Consider the following 13,122-nt stretch of genomic DNA (forward strand, 5'->3'; position numbering starts at 1 on the left):
TATCCTCTCGGAAGTTGCTGTATTCAATCAGAGGAGATGCCGACCAATTTTGTCAGATGTCTGCATCGGTCAGCCAAACTGGATTGGTAACATTAAGTGGAGATTACGCCGGAAGACCGAATGCGAATTTCAATTGAAGCTCCAGCAATCGATGCGCTGGCTTGAAGGAAGCACACCTTCTGACCAACTGGCTCCTTTTATCGCAACAAACCCGGCTTAAGAGCGATGTGCTTGTACTCGATAAAGTCCTCGATTGCGGCAACGCCGTTCAGCCTCCCGAGACCGGATTGCTTGAAGCCACCCTCCTCCGTCCCGTCATACACCTTGGCCCAGTCGTTGACGAACACGGTTCCGGCTTCGAGCGCCTGTGCGACCCGTAACGAGCGGTCAAGGTCCCGTGTCCAGACCGAGGCGGACAGGCCATAGTCGTTATCGTTTGCCAGCGCGGCTGCTTCCCGCTCATCGGAGAACCGCTGGATGGTGATCACAGGACCGAATGTTTCCTGCTGGACGACCGGCAGGCCGTTGTCGGAGACCTCCAGCATCGAAGGGCGAAAAAAAAGCACCTTTCGCCAAAGGGCCTTGTGTCACGGGACCTCCTCGAACGACCGCAGTTGCACCCGCTGACAGTGCATTTTTCACCACGTTATCGACGCGGGCGACGTTCTGCTTATCGATTAGCGGCCCCATGTCGCTTGCCGGATCGGATGCCGGCCCGACTTTGACGGCACGCAGCCGTTCGGCGAGGCCGTCGCGGACCCGTTCGTAGATCGAATTCTGTACGAGCAGCCGCGAGCCCGTCATACAGAACTGGCCGGCAAAGATGGTCAGTGCCTTTTCGAGAACCGGTAGCGTGGCGTCGATATCAGCGTCGTCAAATACGATCATCGGAGCCTTGCCACCGAGTTCCAACCCGAACCGCTTCATCCTCTTCGCACCGATGGCACCGATGGTGCGGCCGGTTTGCGTACTTCCCGTGAAGCTGATCGTCGGCACATCGGGACTTTCCACCAGAAGCGCTGCGCCCTCCGTACTCCTCTCGATGAACATGTTCAGGATACCACCCGGCAGGTCTTTCGCTTCCGCGAGAACCTCGGCCAGGACGCTGGCGATTTGCGCCGTCTGGCCGGGCATCTTGACGACGACCGCGCAGCCGGCGGCAAGTGCCGGAGCGAAGGAACGGACCGCAAGAATGACAGGAGAATTCCAGGGAACGATAATCCCCGCCACTCCCATCGGCTGGCGTAGAATCATGGAGAGGCTGCCGGGCTTGGGCAATGTCGCCCGCCCTGCCTCCGTACGCGCCATCGCAGCCCAGTATCGAAGCTTGCTCGGACTTCCGTCGATCTCCAGTGCCGCCTCGCCGAGCAGTTTGCCGTTCTCAAGCGAGAGGATGTCGATCAGGCGTTCGCGATTTCGCTCGATTGCCGATGCCATCTGATCGAGCACCCTTGCACGAAGCTCGGCATCGTCGCGCCAGGGGGTTTCGCGGAACGCGCGTTTTGCGGCTTCGATGGCAGAGTGCGCGGCCGCTCCGCCATCATCGGGATAATCTCCGATCGTCTCATATGTCGCTGGATCGATGGAGCGGCCGCGTTTGGAAGACGAGACAAAGGTGCCGTCGATCCAGTTATGTGCGGAAATCGTGGTCATTGACTTGTCTTTCTGACGTTGCAAGGGTGCGCGAGATATGACCCGCCCTTTGAGTGGCGACCTCCGCATATATCGGGGCAGGCCTTGCCCGCCCGATTCCGGGTTGGGGTGGCGGACGAACCCGGTTAGGTCAGGAACGGTGGCGGATTTTCGCCCCGCAAACGATAATTCGGCCGGGGCCTTTCCAGGCGGATAGATTCCAGCACGGTATAGGCGTGGTATTTCGTCTGGGTCGTCACGCCGGCAAGCCGCTCGGACCAGAGCTGGCCATTGCTGCTCTTCTTTTCCAGGACGTATTTCGTGGCGAAATTGGCCATAGAATTGATCCAGTTCTCGGTGCCGGAAAACACCTGGTCCCAGCCCGCGCCCTCCAGGATGCTCACGAGCGCATCCGACCGGCTGAATCGAGCCACGGCCGCCTGCGCTCCGTCGAGGACGTCCTGGAAATATTCGATTGAAGCCGCGACCGTTTCCGGCGTCCCGTACTTCATGTGATGGCCGGCGACGAGGAAATCGAAGTCATATTCCATCAGTTGCTTCTGGGCTTCGTACCAGCCAGTGATATTTTGCGATGCGTCGCAATGCATGAAGGTGGCGCTGCCGGGGCTGACGATATCGATGACGGTCAGTACCTTTTGCGCCGGCGCATAGATGAAGATATTGCCGGGGCAGTGGTTCTCGCCCTTGTAGGAGAGTTCCAACGTCACCCCGCCGACGACAAGCAAATGATCCTTGTGGAATGTCAGGGTTGGCACCGGTCGGTTTGGATCGGGGAACCGCTTCAGCAATTCCCTGGTGATGTCGTGCGCGACGATCTCGACATCCGGCCCGAAAACCGAAGCGGCACCGATGTGATCGGTGTGCCAATGGCTGTAGATCACGTGCGTTACCGGCTTGTCCGTAACGTCTTCGATCGCGGCCAGCATGTTTTCACCGATCGTCGGCGGTGCGTCGATAGCGACGACACCATCGCTGGTCACGACGAAGGCCGCGTCATAGCCGCCGCTGGTGACCCAATAGAAACCGCCACGAAGCTCCTCGACATGGTAGCCGAGCCTCTGGAAGCGGTCGGAGGAGAAATACTCAGGATAATATCCCGGCGGATCAGCCGGGTGCTCCCCGGCCTCCGGAAAGCCGTAATGGTCGATCCCGAAAAAGTTGGGCTCGTCGGTTGCTTTGATCAGCTTCTGGTGTCGGTCGCACATTTACTCAATCCTCAATGTTCGCAATATCGAAAGAAGTGGGTGGTTAAGCGGCTTGCGGGGGAAAGCGCAGGACAGCCTTGATCACGCGCCCCGCCGCGACATCGTCAAACGCCCCGTTGATGTCGGCGAAGTCGTAGAAAGTGAGCAGCCTGTCGAAGGGAAAACGACCGTTTCGATAGAGACCGACCAGTTCCGGGATCATCAGGCCGGAAATGGCATCGCCCTGGATAATCCCGATGAGGCTTTGCCCTACCGTGAGCCGGGATGCGTCGACAACCGCGCCCGAATGGCCGTTGAAGGCGACGAAACCGAACTGCCCCATCGGAGCAAGAGCGCCGATGCCGGCATCGAGGTTCTCCTTCCGGCCGCTCGTGTCGAGGACGTATTCGACGCCGCGAGAAGCGATATCCCTGATCGCCGAGGCAACATCGGTTTGCTCACGCGGGTTGACGCAATGCGTCGCGCCGAGGTCGGAAGCGAGTTTCAGCCGTTCGGTACTGACATCGACGGCGATAACGACAGCCGCATCGGCAATCTTTGCAGCCATGACCGCCGCCAGGCCGACTGCCCCTACACCGAAGATGGCGATAGATGCGCCTACCGGCACGTTGAGCGCCTTCAAGACGGAGCCGGCGCCGGTCTGAAAGCCGCAACCGAGCGGCCCAAGCAGTTCAAGCGGCACGTCGTCCGGGACCTTGACGGTATTGCGCTGGTGAGCGAGCGCATATGTGGAGAATGAGGACTGACCGAAGAAGTGCGCATTGAGCCTGTTCCCGTCGGACGCTGCAACGCCGATCGTTCCATCGAGCCTGGCGCCGGCGAAATTCGTTTCCCAGACGTGGTCGCAGTAGGCCGCATGGGAAGACATGCAGGGCTTGCAGTGGCCGCAGGAGTGATAGGAAAGAACGACATGATCGCCGGGCTTGAGATGCGATACGGTCGATCCGACGCGTTCAACGATGCCGGCGCCTTCGTGGCCGAGGATCGCGGGGAGCGGCGTCGGCATGAGCTGTTGCCTGACATGCGCATCGGTTGCACAGATGCCCGTAGCAACCATGCGGATGAGCACTTCGTCGGGGCGCGGCGCCTCAAGCTTCACTTCACGGAGGATGAAGGGGCCGTTTTTTTCTTCCAGTACGGCTGCGGTGGCGGATTGGGTCATCTGTTCCTCCATGGGCTGATTGCGGATACCGGGGCGAATGATCCCGCTCACGGACCAAGGGCGATCCATGTTCGGAAGGCTTGATGAAATCCGCTTGAGTTTCGAACGAGTGGTGGTGAAGCGGCTTGTGTTCTCAGCCCGTTTGCGGGTCTGCTGTTCGCACACATAGCCGTGCTGTCGAACGGCTAAAGACAGCAATGGCGGAACGTCGGGTTCCTGATAACGAAACCCCTTGTGGTTTCGTGGCGGCTGGAAAGCGATATCAGGCAGGTCGCATCGTGCCGGCATTCGGGAATTTGCCTTGGCGGTATGCGGCATAGTAGCCGGCAAGCTCCTCTTTGGAGCCTGCGATAAATGGGCCTTGTGCTACGACATGGATTTTTTGCGGTTGGCCTGCATACAAAAGCACGCGCGCGCCATCTTCACCCGCTTTCAGCCTTATGGCGCTTTCACCGTCAGTTGCCACCGGATTGGTCCAACCGACCTTATCCGTCGTTAGCGTCGTCGCTCCGGTGCCTGCTTCGATTTCGCCCGCGATGACCACGACAAAGCCATTATAGGATGACGGCAAAACCTGCTCAAACTCGGCTCCCGCCTCAAGCCGAATGTCGACCAGGGTTACGGGCACGGCATTCTTCGTCGACGCGACGATCCCTGCCGAGCGGCCGCTGTAAACGGTCGCCACGAAGCCATCGCCGCGGTGTCCCGGCATTTTGTCGCGCCTCAGGATCTGCACCCTTGGCGCCATATTGCGGTCCTGCTCGGGAAGAACCAGCCATAGCTGAAGCAGACGCATTCCTGTCGAGACCTGGGCATCTTCCGAATGGACGATGCCGCTTCCGGCGGTCATCCACTCCACATCGCCCTCAATTAGACGCCCACCGGTATCTGCCATCGTGCCGTCAAGCATGAACGTGACGGTCTCCAGGCCGGCATGTGGGTGGGTCTCGCCGAATTGCCCCTCTCCGGTCACATGGTCGTCCGCCATCAAGAAGAACGGATCAGTTGCGGAAAAATCTCCTGGCGCGACGACGAGGGCCGCCTTGTGCCGCTCGCCTGCGAAACCGGGCCCGAGAGGCGGTGTCGTCGTAATCCTGCTGATGGACCTGTGAAGCATCTTTGCCTCCTGAAGTTAAGTGCGCCCATCCGCTCTATTGCGAATGAAGGGCGCCTCGAATGATGTCGCTGATTTTGAGCGAATGACTGCTCGCAGCAAGTCGCGATAGTTCGAACCTTATGTTGCCAAACCAGCAACGCCGCAGGCCATCGAAGTTGGGTTAGACTGCGGCGGATTGATGCGGTCAATCGAACAAGAGAGCACGATGATGAGACTGACGCGCCGAGTTGGCAGCTTTTTCCGTGAGGAAACATGGGACTTTCCCGAGCATGAAAGACCAGTCGTCGCTGGGTCGCCGGCGACGCCTGAGCATGCCGTGACGCTGCGGACCGCCTATGCCCTCGTTGCAATTCTGGTCGGCCTGACAGGCGGGCTTGGCAACGCGCTGGTCATGGTCAACGTCACGGAACTACAGGCAGGCTTGGCGTTGAGCTCCGTTCAAGCGGCCTGGCTGCCAATGGCCTATGCCATGACCAATATTTCCGCCAATCTGCTGCTGATCAAGCTCCGGCAGCAATATGGCCTGCGTGTATTCACGCAGCTCGCCCTTGGCCTGTATGCCCTCCTCTCCCTTACCCATCTGTTGACCGCAGATCACTGGCTCACACTTGCCATCCGGGCTGCAAGCGGCTTTGTTGCGGCGGCGTTAACGCCGTTGTCCTTGTTCTACGTGATGCAGGCCCTTCCAGGCCGTTGGCGCATCCGGGGCCTCATACTTGGCCTTGGTATCTCGCAATGCGCGTTCCCGCTCGCAAGCGTCGTCTCGCCATGGCTGTCTGTCAGCGCGCATTGGCAGTCGATATTTCTGTTCGAAGCCGGGCTTGCATTTCTCTCCTTCGCCGCCGTCGGTGCATTTCGGCTGCCACCCGCCGAGCGAGAGCGAGCATTCGAACCTTTGGATTTCCTCACCTTTCTGCTTTTGGGTGGTAGCCTCGCTATGATTGCAGCAGTGTTGGGGCTCGGACGACTGGAAGGATGGTTCGAGGCGCCTTGGATAATCTGGTTTCTGTCACTTGCGCTTCCAGTTATCATCACCGCGCTGATACTCGAGAACGGCCGGACCACACCTCTCCTCAACCTGCGTTGGCTTGGGAGCGGTGATATTGTCCGCTTTGGTTTTGCAATCCTCATGGCCAGGATCGTCCTTGCCGAACAGAATGTTGCAACCAGATTTTTAACGGCGCTAGGAGGCAGCGACGAACACCTCAGAACACTTTCGATAGTCACCTTTGTCAGCGCTGTTGTGGGCGTGATCGTGAGCGCAATAACGGTAAATGTCGAAAAACTGGCGATCCCCATGACGCTGGCGGTCACCGCGATAGCTGCTGCGACACTTGCCGACAGCTCGGCCACGAGCCTTGACCATCTGCCCTGGTTTTACCTGTCCCAAGCGGTGATCTCATTCGCCGCCATGTTTTTTCTTGGGCCCGCGCTGGTGTTAGGCATCACGAGCGCGCTGCAGAAAGGCAGCCGAGAACTCTTGAGTTTTACCGTCCTTTTTGGGGCAGTCAATTCGATGGGCGCTCTCACCGGCCAGGCCCTGTTCGGCGCCTGTATCGACGGCATCGCGATTGCTTCGCAAAATTGGGTCCTTGCCCAACAAAACGCCTTGCGCCTAGCGGCGGTGTTGGCTTTCTTAACCGCGGCCTATCTGGCTGTGCTCCTCGTAATTCGCATTCGCCATAAGCTGGCGGAAATTCGCCGTGATAAACACATGTCCACTAACGGTGCTGCCCATATCGATCCGGTTGGTCCGACCAAGCGGCAGTCAGGAATGCCTTGGCACCCGCCGACGCTTTCGTTTCAGGCGCGAGTGGTCTTGAGCGCTATTGCGACAACCGGGGCAATACTTCTTTTGGTCGCAGTGTGGCCACAGGAGCGGTAGGTGATATCCACCGCGTGGATGTTCGCTCATACTATTTATCGATTTCATCGCAGTGCCGAGGGTCGATTACATCTTGCCCAGGACGCCGGGGAGCGTTCGGTAACGTGACCTGGAGCATTACAGATGTCGGATAAGAAATTTCGTGTGGGTATTATTGGAGCGGACACTCACGCAAGTTGGGCGGGCGCATCGCATGTGCCAGCCCTGGCGTCACAACCTCACCTGACGCTGGCGGCAGTCGCGACCCGACGCGAGGAAAGCGCCAAGGCGGCGGCCGAAGCATTCGGCGCAGAACTCTGGTTTGCCGATCCCTATGCGATGATAAGAGATGAGAGCATTGAGGTCATCACGGTCGCCGTGAAAGTGCCGGCACACAAGGAGCTCGTGATGGCCGCCCTGCAGGCAGGCAAATCGGTCTATTGCGAAGCGCCTCTGGGCGCAACGCTGTCGGAAACAAACGAGATGGCTGCGGCAGTGGGGTCTTTGCATACCGCGATCGGCCTGCAAGGCCGGCATAATCCTGCGGTCCGGCGTGCGGCCGAACTGGTCGGTTCAGGAAAACTCGGGCGCTTGATGTCCGCACGTGTCGGCGCGACCACATTCGGCTACGGTCCTCAATCTCCAAGCGTGTACGACTATTTCAACAAGGCCGCTTCCGGCGCCAGCTTCATGACGATTACGGCAGGCCACGTGCTGGACGTCATCGAGGCAGTGCTTGGTAACATTACCGAGGTCGATGCGCGCACGGAGTTGCTCTGGCCGGAGATCGAGATCGTCGATACAGGTGAGACTTCGAAGCGAGAGGTTCCGGATCATCTCGATCTGATCGCAAAGACGGCAAGTGGTGCGCCTGTGTCCGTTCAGATTCTGGCTGGCGTCCCTGCAGAAGACGCGAGTTTCGTTTTTGAGATCCGTGGCTCGCAGGGCTCGCTTATGCTCACCGGCAATCACCTGGCAGGCGTACAGGTCGGAGACATTTCAATTTCGTCAAGCCTGGAATTTGCTGCGCCCGACAGGCCGGTCTCCAATGGTGTCAGCCCAACAGCCGCCGATTTCTGGGCAGGAGCCGCTATCAATGTCGGGGAGGTTTATGCCTCCCTGGGGCGGGATCTGACGAATGGTACATACACCACTCCAGGTTTCGACCATGCCCGCCATAACAGCCGTTTGATCGCAGCCGTCGAGCTTGCGGCAAGAACAGGTGAGCGGCAGCACATTGGTTGAGATGTCCCAGACGGCCCGGCATTCGCAACGAGTGTCGAGCCGTCCGTAAGCGCAAGCCGTACGGAAATGCGCTCAACGAGACCGTGCGCAACATCGGCCAACATCAGAAAAAGGACCACATCATGCAAATGCGCAAGCTCGGTGAGAGCGGGTTGTTCGTGTCGGAATTGTGCTTCGGCGCCATGACGTTCGGCGGGACGGACGGATTATGGGGCAAGGTGGGGAGACTCGACCAGGAGGATGCCGATGCACTGGTCAAGGTCGCTCTCGACGCCGGCATAAACCTGTTCGATACAGCAAATGTCTATGCCCGCGGACGTAGCGAAGAAATACTGGGACGCTCGTTGAGGAACCTTGGCGTGTCGCGCAGAGATGTCGTGATCGCCACCAAAGTCGCCTCCGCCATGGGTGACGGACCGAACCATCGCGGCGCTTCGCGTGGTCATATAATCTCCGAATGCCGGGCAAGCCTCGGCCGGCTGGGTGTGGATTACATTGATCTATACCAGATTCACGCCTTCGATTCCGCGACGCCGATCGAGGAAACGCTGGAGGCGCTCGACACACTCGTCCGGGCCGGCGATGTTCGCTACATCGGCCTTTCGAACTGGGCCGCGTGGCAGGTCATGAAGGCGATCGGGATAACACGCGCCAGAGCCCTCGCGCCCGTAACATCACTGCAGGCATATTATACGCTTGTCGGGCGCGATCTGGAACGCGAGATTGGCCCGCTGCTCTCATCGGAACGTGTTGGCCTCATGGTGTGGAGTCCACTTGCCGGCGGCTATCTCACCGGAAAGTACTCCGCCGGTGGTAACGCAGCAGGCGGCCGACAGACGGAATTGGATTTTCCACCCATCGATCGCATCCGGGGGGAGCCCCTGATCGCGATCCTTAAAGCCGTCGCGGAGAAACACGGCGCTAGCCCGGCGCAGATCGCGATCGCCTGGTTGCTGAAGCAAAGCATCGTCTCGACCGTCATCGTCGGTGCCAAGCGCTTCGAGCAATTGCAGGAAAACATTCAGTCCGCATCGATTGCGCTGGACGATACCGACTTGGCGAAGCTCGATGAGGTCAGTCGTCTGCCTGTCGAGTATCCGGGTTGGTTGCTGAATGACGGAAACGGACACTCTCGCTGACGTGGAAAAGATGCTTGAGATCGATGAAGGATGAGTTTAATTATCCATCCCATGAATTTACACGGTATCGATCTCAATCTTCTCGTTGCCTTTGATGCCCTCAATTCCGAGCGCAATGTGACACGCGCCGGAAGCCGTATTGGCCGGACCCAACCGGCCATGAGCGCGGCTTTGTCGAGATTGCGGTTTCTGCTGCGGGACGAATTATTCGTTCGCGGGCCGAACGGACTTCAACCTACACCGCGAGCGGTAGAACTTGCCGAACCGATCTCACTTGCTCTGCGGGACATCCAGCGGACATTGCAATTCACGCAGGGTTTTGATCCCGGCAGATCGACCGTATCTTTTTCCATTGCCGTTTCGGCACATGCAGGTTCAGTCATATTGCCGCGCCTCCTGTCGCTGCTTGAGGAAAAAGCCCCCGGAATTGATATCAAGGTCAGGGATTATAGCAGCCGTGATGACGCGGTTTCCCTGCTCGACAGCGGCGGCGTTGATCTGACGGTCGGCATTCCCCCCACGCCCACGAGCCGAATCCTGAGTGCCCGGCTTTTCCAGGAGCGGTTCGTTTGTATCCTTAGGAAGGATCATCCAATCCTCGGCCGCCCTTTCGATCGCGAGATGTTTCTGTCTCTGAGGCATATTCTGGTGGCACCCGATAATGAGGGACTGGATGTCGCCGATGCCGCACTGGCTTCGAAGAATTTCAGGAGGCGGGCGGCCGTGACTATTCCCCATATGCACGCCGCGCCGGCATTGGTTGCATCGTCGGATATGGTCGCGACCGTCATCGAAAGCGTGGTTGCTCATTCAGGCTTTGCGGAGCGTCTTGCAGTCTTCGATTTCCCGCTCCCCCTAAACCCTGTCCCATTCGTGCTGTCCTGGCATCGTCGCAATGACGGGCACCCGGCCCAGCAATGGCTGAGAAACGGTCTGCTCGCGGCGTTTCCCCACGTGTGGCTCTCTTCAGAAAATATCTGCAGCGATCTTGCCCCGCAGTATTACTAGGCGGCCATCGTATCGCGGCAAGCAGCGAACGCGTCACGATCAGTTTGCCATCACACGGCCATCGGCGTCTGATGCACGACGATTGGCGCGTGGAACGGAACGCGGTCGTAAAGGTCAACGATGTCCTGGTTCATAAGGCGGACGCAGCCGGATGAAACAGCCTTGCCGATGGATTGCCATTCGGGATTGCCGTGGAGACGATACAGCGTATCTTTTCCGTTCTGGAAAATATAAAGAGCGCGAGCGCCGAGCGGGTTATGCAGTCCAGGATCCATCCCTCCGTTTGCTACAGAGTATTTTTCCAGTTCGGGTTGCCTCGCAATCATCTCGCTTGGCGGCTTCCATCTTGGCCAATGCTGACGCCAGTGGATATATCCGTTCCCTTCCCATGAAAATCCGTCGCGCCCGATGCCAACGCCATATCGTAACGCAGTTCCGCCGTTTTCCACCAGATAGAGAAATCGCCTTGGCGTATCGACGACAACAGTTCCCGGCGCCTCCCCGGTCGGGTCAGCAACGCGCTGCCTGAGATATTCCGGGTTCATTCGCTCAAAAGGAACTGCAGGAACGACATGTCCCCCGTCCTCAAATGCAGCGTAACGGGAAGCGAGATCCGGGTCGACCGGTGAAGGCTGCGGAGTGGCAATGGGCTGGGGCGAGCCTGGCGCCGATCTTTCTTGGACTGTTGTGCATCCGCCGAGTATGACCGGCGCGGCTAAAGAGCCGACTATGAACGTACGACGGGATATGAAACTGTTTCGGTTCTGCATCATGGAAGGCGACTTTCGGATTGCGGCTGGCACACGTGCTTGCATCGCACGGTATCCTCCAACAGAGGGAATATTCCATATCTGCATGAGTGATAGCCGTCATAACCGTTGGCTATGCCATGCGCCGCTACCGCTGCACCGGGGAGATCCCGTCAATGTTCCTGAGCCGCGGCATAACAAAGTCCGTAAATGCCCGGACGACCGGTCGCATGAACTTTGTGGACGGATAGGCGAGAAATGCTTCGGTAGATCGCAGCCAATATTCGGGAAGCACCCTTACAAGCTCGCCGCTGGCCAACAAGTCCAATACGAGGTTCTTCTGCACAAGTCCCACACCCCGTCCTCGTAAAAGTGCTGCAATCATGACATGCGCATTGTTCGTTATGAGCAATGGCCTGACGGTGACGTCTTCGGCGCGCGCATCAGCTCCCAACAGGGAAATAGTATTGCGCTGGGCAAGCATCTTCGGAGTGCCAATAACCTCAAGCTCTGAAAGTCGTCCCGTGTCGTCAATCTGCCCTACCTGTTGCAGGTAGAGAGGGGAAGCGACGAGAAATCGCTCCACCCATCCGATGCGGCGTGCGATGACGTCCTGATCCTCGATTTTCCCGTAGTGAACTGACAAATCGAAATTATCATAGACCAAGTCGACTGTGCGCTCGTCGAGAGCCAGTTCAACGGAAATCCCGCAATACTTATCCTGAAATTCCCCGACTATCCGTTCGAGATGACCAACACCAATGCAGGATGGGGCGTGAATTTTTAGATTGCCTTCGATTTCACCTGTGTTGATGCGAACGCCCTCCAGCGCCGCGTCGATCGATGCGATCGCAACACGGCTGGCCTCGTATAATTCGAGCCCATGGGCCGTCGGGCGAACGATTTTCGACGAGCGCTCCAGAAGCCTGGCTTGAACGTGCCGCTCGAGGTTCGAAATATGCTTCGTGACCGCCGGCTGCGTTACCCCCAGGTCCCGTGCCGCAGCAGTAATCGACCCCTTCTCGACGGTGCGGATGAAGGCTTTTAAAGCAACGTTGATATCCATGATATTGCTCTTGATTATGATTGACCCCAGCCATAACCAGATGTTTGGAATATGGCTTGATGATGTCTGGACGCGGGACAGGGGCGCATTTCAACGTCATGGATCCGATTGCCGCCCGCGACCGGTCAATCATCTCGCGACTATCAGCGCAAACCGCACAATCACCGCTTGGATTTCAGCCCGCTGTTGATTTCCCTCAGTAATTGTTTCTGCTGATCGTTCGTATTCTCCAGGGCATGAAGCCAAAGCAGCGTTGCCGCCTGACGCTTCCTGCCGCCGCTCAACGCGTTGTCGAAGTCTCTCATCCATGATCCAAGATGGGCGATGTAATCTTCGGCAAGAGCTGAAATCTCGACGTCGTCACTATCTGGCCCCAACGCGTCGAAACGATCCCCCAGCTCTCGCACGGTAGCACCATATTCGAGATCCGCGAGTTGATCATAGAGCCGGGCCAGTTCTGCGCGCTGCCCTTGATCCAAAAGGTGTGACAGGAGTACGGATTGTTCCCGACCAGCCCGCACCGCTTTAGGGTCTCGCCCGACCTCCAGCGGCATCAGAGAGGCAGCAAATTCCGGCGCCATGTCGGGCGGTCCTTTGCCGTCACGCAGGGCTGTGACAGTCCGGCGTTGACGCTCCAGAAGTTCGATCTGCCGCGTGAGCCCCTCAAGAAGGGCGTCCAAACTGTCCTCGCTCATTTCGGCACGACCGTCGAGAAAGGCTGGGATTTGCGAGAGCGAGAAACCGAGCGCTGTCAATTGACCGATACGCAGCAGTCGGATCAAATGCGGCACGCTGTAAGCGCGATACCCATTGTTCTGTCTTGGCGGCTCCGGCAAAAGTCCGATCTGGTGGTAGTGCCGCAGCGTGCGGATGCTTACACCCGCCAGTCCTGCAATCTCCTTACTGCGCATGCG

Annotated in this window: 12 protein-coding genes; 4 read left to right on the forward strand and 8 right to left on the reverse strand. The window is 58.3% G+C overall.

Going from position 1 to position 13,122, the window contains the following annotated elements; genetic code table 11:
* Positions 1-197: 197 nt before the first annotated feature.
* The 5 genes from ACZ47E_RS19015 to ACZ47E_RS19035 all read right to left on the reverse strand — a co-directional run bounded on the left by ACZ47E_RS19015 (position 198) and on the right by ACZ47E_RS19035 (position 5,008).
* Positions 198-488 (reverse strand): aldehyde dehydrogenase family protein, encoded by a 291-nt coding sequence (locus ACZ47E_RS19015; RefSeq protein ID WP_464017123.1) that lies wholly within the window; start codon positions 486-488, stop codon positions 198-200.
* A complete protein-coding gene (locus tag ACZ47E_RS19020) occupies positions 460-1,653 on the reverse strand; it encodes an aldehyde dehydrogenase family protein (protein ID WP_278067451.1) in 1,194 nt (397 codons plus the stop codon). Before ACZ47E_RS19020 ends, ACZ47E_RS19015 begins: the two co-directional genes overlap by 29 nt.
* Positions 1,654-1,778: 125 nt before the next feature.
* The gene (locus ACZ47E_RS19025; protein ID WP_278067450.1) at positions 1,779-2,858 is read right to left on the reverse strand and encodes an MBL fold metallo-hydrolase; all 1,080 of its coding nucleotides are present in this window, start codon (positions 2,856-2,858) and stop codon (positions 1,779-1,781) included.
* Positions 2,859-2,901: 43 nt separating this feature from the next.
* Positions 2,902-4,020 carry an NAD(P)-dependent alcohol dehydrogenase gene (locus tag ACZ47E_RS19030; protein ID WP_107341184.1) on the reverse strand — a complete coding sequence of 373 codons (1,119 nt, stop codon included), beginning with the start codon at positions 4,018-4,020 and terminating at the stop codon, positions 2,902-2,904.
* Between the two features lie 262 nt (positions 4,021-4,282).
* On the reverse strand, positions 4,283-5,008 hold the full coding sequence (locus tag ACZ47E_RS19035) for a pirin family protein (protein ID WP_278067449.1): 726 nt from the start codon (positions 5,006-5,008) through the stop codon (positions 4,283-4,285).
* 334 nt (positions 5,009-5,342) lie between these two features.
* Between ACZ47E_RS19035 and ACZ47E_RS19040 the strand changes: the two genes are divergently transcribed.
* From ACZ47E_RS19040 to ACZ47E_RS19055, 4 genes are all read left to right on the forward strand, one after another.
* The gene (locus ACZ47E_RS19040) at positions 5,343-7,022 is read left to right on the forward strand and encodes an MFS transporter (protein WP_278067448.1); all 1,680 of its coding nucleotides are present in this window, start codon (positions 5,343-5,345) and stop codon (positions 7,020-7,022) included.
* 123 nt (positions 7,023-7,145) lie between these two features.
* Positions 7,146-8,246, forward strand: coding sequence for a Gfo/Idh/MocA family protein (locus ACZ47E_RS19045; protein WP_278067447.1), 1,101 nt, complete (start codon positions 7,146-7,148; stop codon positions 8,244-8,246).
* Positions 8,247-8,368: 122 nt separating this feature from the next.
* A complete protein-coding gene (locus ACZ47E_RS19050) occupies positions 8,369-9,385 on the forward strand; it encodes an aldo/keto reductase (RefSeq protein ID WP_278067446.1) in 1,017 nt (338 codons plus the stop codon).
* A 30-nt stretch (positions 9,386-9,415) separates the two neighbouring features.
* A complete protein-coding gene (locus ACZ47E_RS19055; RefSeq protein ID WP_464017124.1) occupies positions 9,416-10,393 on the forward strand; it encodes a LysR family transcriptional regulator in 978 nt (325 codons plus the stop codon).
* Positions 10,394-10,443: 50 nt separating this feature from the next.
* Here the strand turns inward: ACZ47E_RS19055 and ACZ47E_RS19060 are convergent, their stop codons facing one another.
* From ACZ47E_RS19060 to ACZ47E_RS19070, 3 genes are all read right to left on the reverse strand, one after another.
* Positions 10,444-11,166: a L,D-transpeptidase gene (locus tag ACZ47E_RS19060; protein WP_107341182.1), complete on the reverse strand. Its 723-nt coding sequence runs from the start codon at positions 11,164-11,166 to the stop codon at positions 10,444-10,446.
* 124 nt (positions 11,167-11,290) lie between these two features.
* Positions 11,291-12,208: a LysR family transcriptional regulator gene (locus tag ACZ47E_RS19065; RefSeq protein ID WP_172873519.1), complete on the reverse strand. Its 918-nt coding sequence runs from the start codon at positions 12,206-12,208 to the stop codon at positions 11,291-11,293.
* 161 nt (positions 12,209-12,369) lie between these two features.
* The gene (locus ACZ47E_RS19070; protein WP_107341164.1) at positions 12,370-13,119 is read right to left on the reverse strand and encodes a MerR family DNA-binding transcriptional regulator; all 750 of its coding nucleotides are present in this window, start codon (positions 13,117-13,119) and stop codon (positions 12,370-12,372) included.
* Positions 13,120-13,122 lie beyond the last annotated feature (3 nt).

The sequence above is a fragment of the Agrobacterium sp. 5Ca39 genome (assembly GCF_055382365.1).

Excerpts from the sequence above, each read along its gene's own strand:
- ACZ47E_RS19025 (WP_278067450.1), bottom strand. The coding sequence starts at position 2,858 with ATGTGCGACCGACACCAGAAGCTGATCAAAGCAACCGACGAGCCCAAC.
- ACZ47E_RS19030 (WP_107341184.1), bottom strand. The coding sequence starts at position 4,020 with ATGACCCAATCCGCCACCGCAGCCGTACTGGAAGAAAAAAACGGCCCC.
- ACZ47E_RS19040 (WP_278067448.1), top strand. The coding sequence starts at position 5,343 with ATGATGAGACTGACGCGCCGAGTTGGCAGCTTTTTCCGTGAGGAAACA.
- ACZ47E_RS19020 (WP_278067451.1), bottom strand. The coding sequence starts at position 1,653 with ATGACCACGATTTCCGCACATAACTGGATCGACGGCACCTTTGTCTCG.
- ACZ47E_RS19070 (WP_107341164.1), bottom strand. The coding sequence starts at position 13,119 with ATGCGCAGTAAGGAGATTGCAGGACTGGCGGGTGTAAGCATCCGCACG.
- ACZ47E_RS19055 (WP_464017124.1), top strand. The coding sequence starts at position 9,416 with ATGAGTTTAATTATCCATCCCATGAATTTACACGGTATCGATCTCAAT.
- ACZ47E_RS19060 (WP_107341182.1), bottom strand. The coding sequence starts at position 11,166 with ATGATGCAGAACCGAAACAGTTTCATATCCCGTCGTACGTTCATAGTC.
- ACZ47E_RS19050 (WP_278067446.1), top strand. The coding sequence starts at position 8,369 with ATGCAAATGCGCAAGCTCGGTGAGAGCGGGTTGTTCGTGTCGGAATTG.
- ACZ47E_RS19035 (WP_278067449.1), bottom strand. The coding sequence starts at position 5,008 with ATGGCGGACGACCATGTGACCGGAGAGGGGCAATTCGGCGAGACCCAC.
- ACZ47E_RS19065 (WP_172873519.1), bottom strand. The coding sequence starts at position 12,208 with ATGGATATCAACGTTGCTTTAAAAGCCTTCATCCGCACCGTCGAGAAG.
- ACZ47E_RS19045 (WP_278067447.1), top strand. The coding sequence starts at position 7,146 with ATGTCGGATAAGAAATTTCGTGTGGGTATTATTGGAGCGGACACTCAC.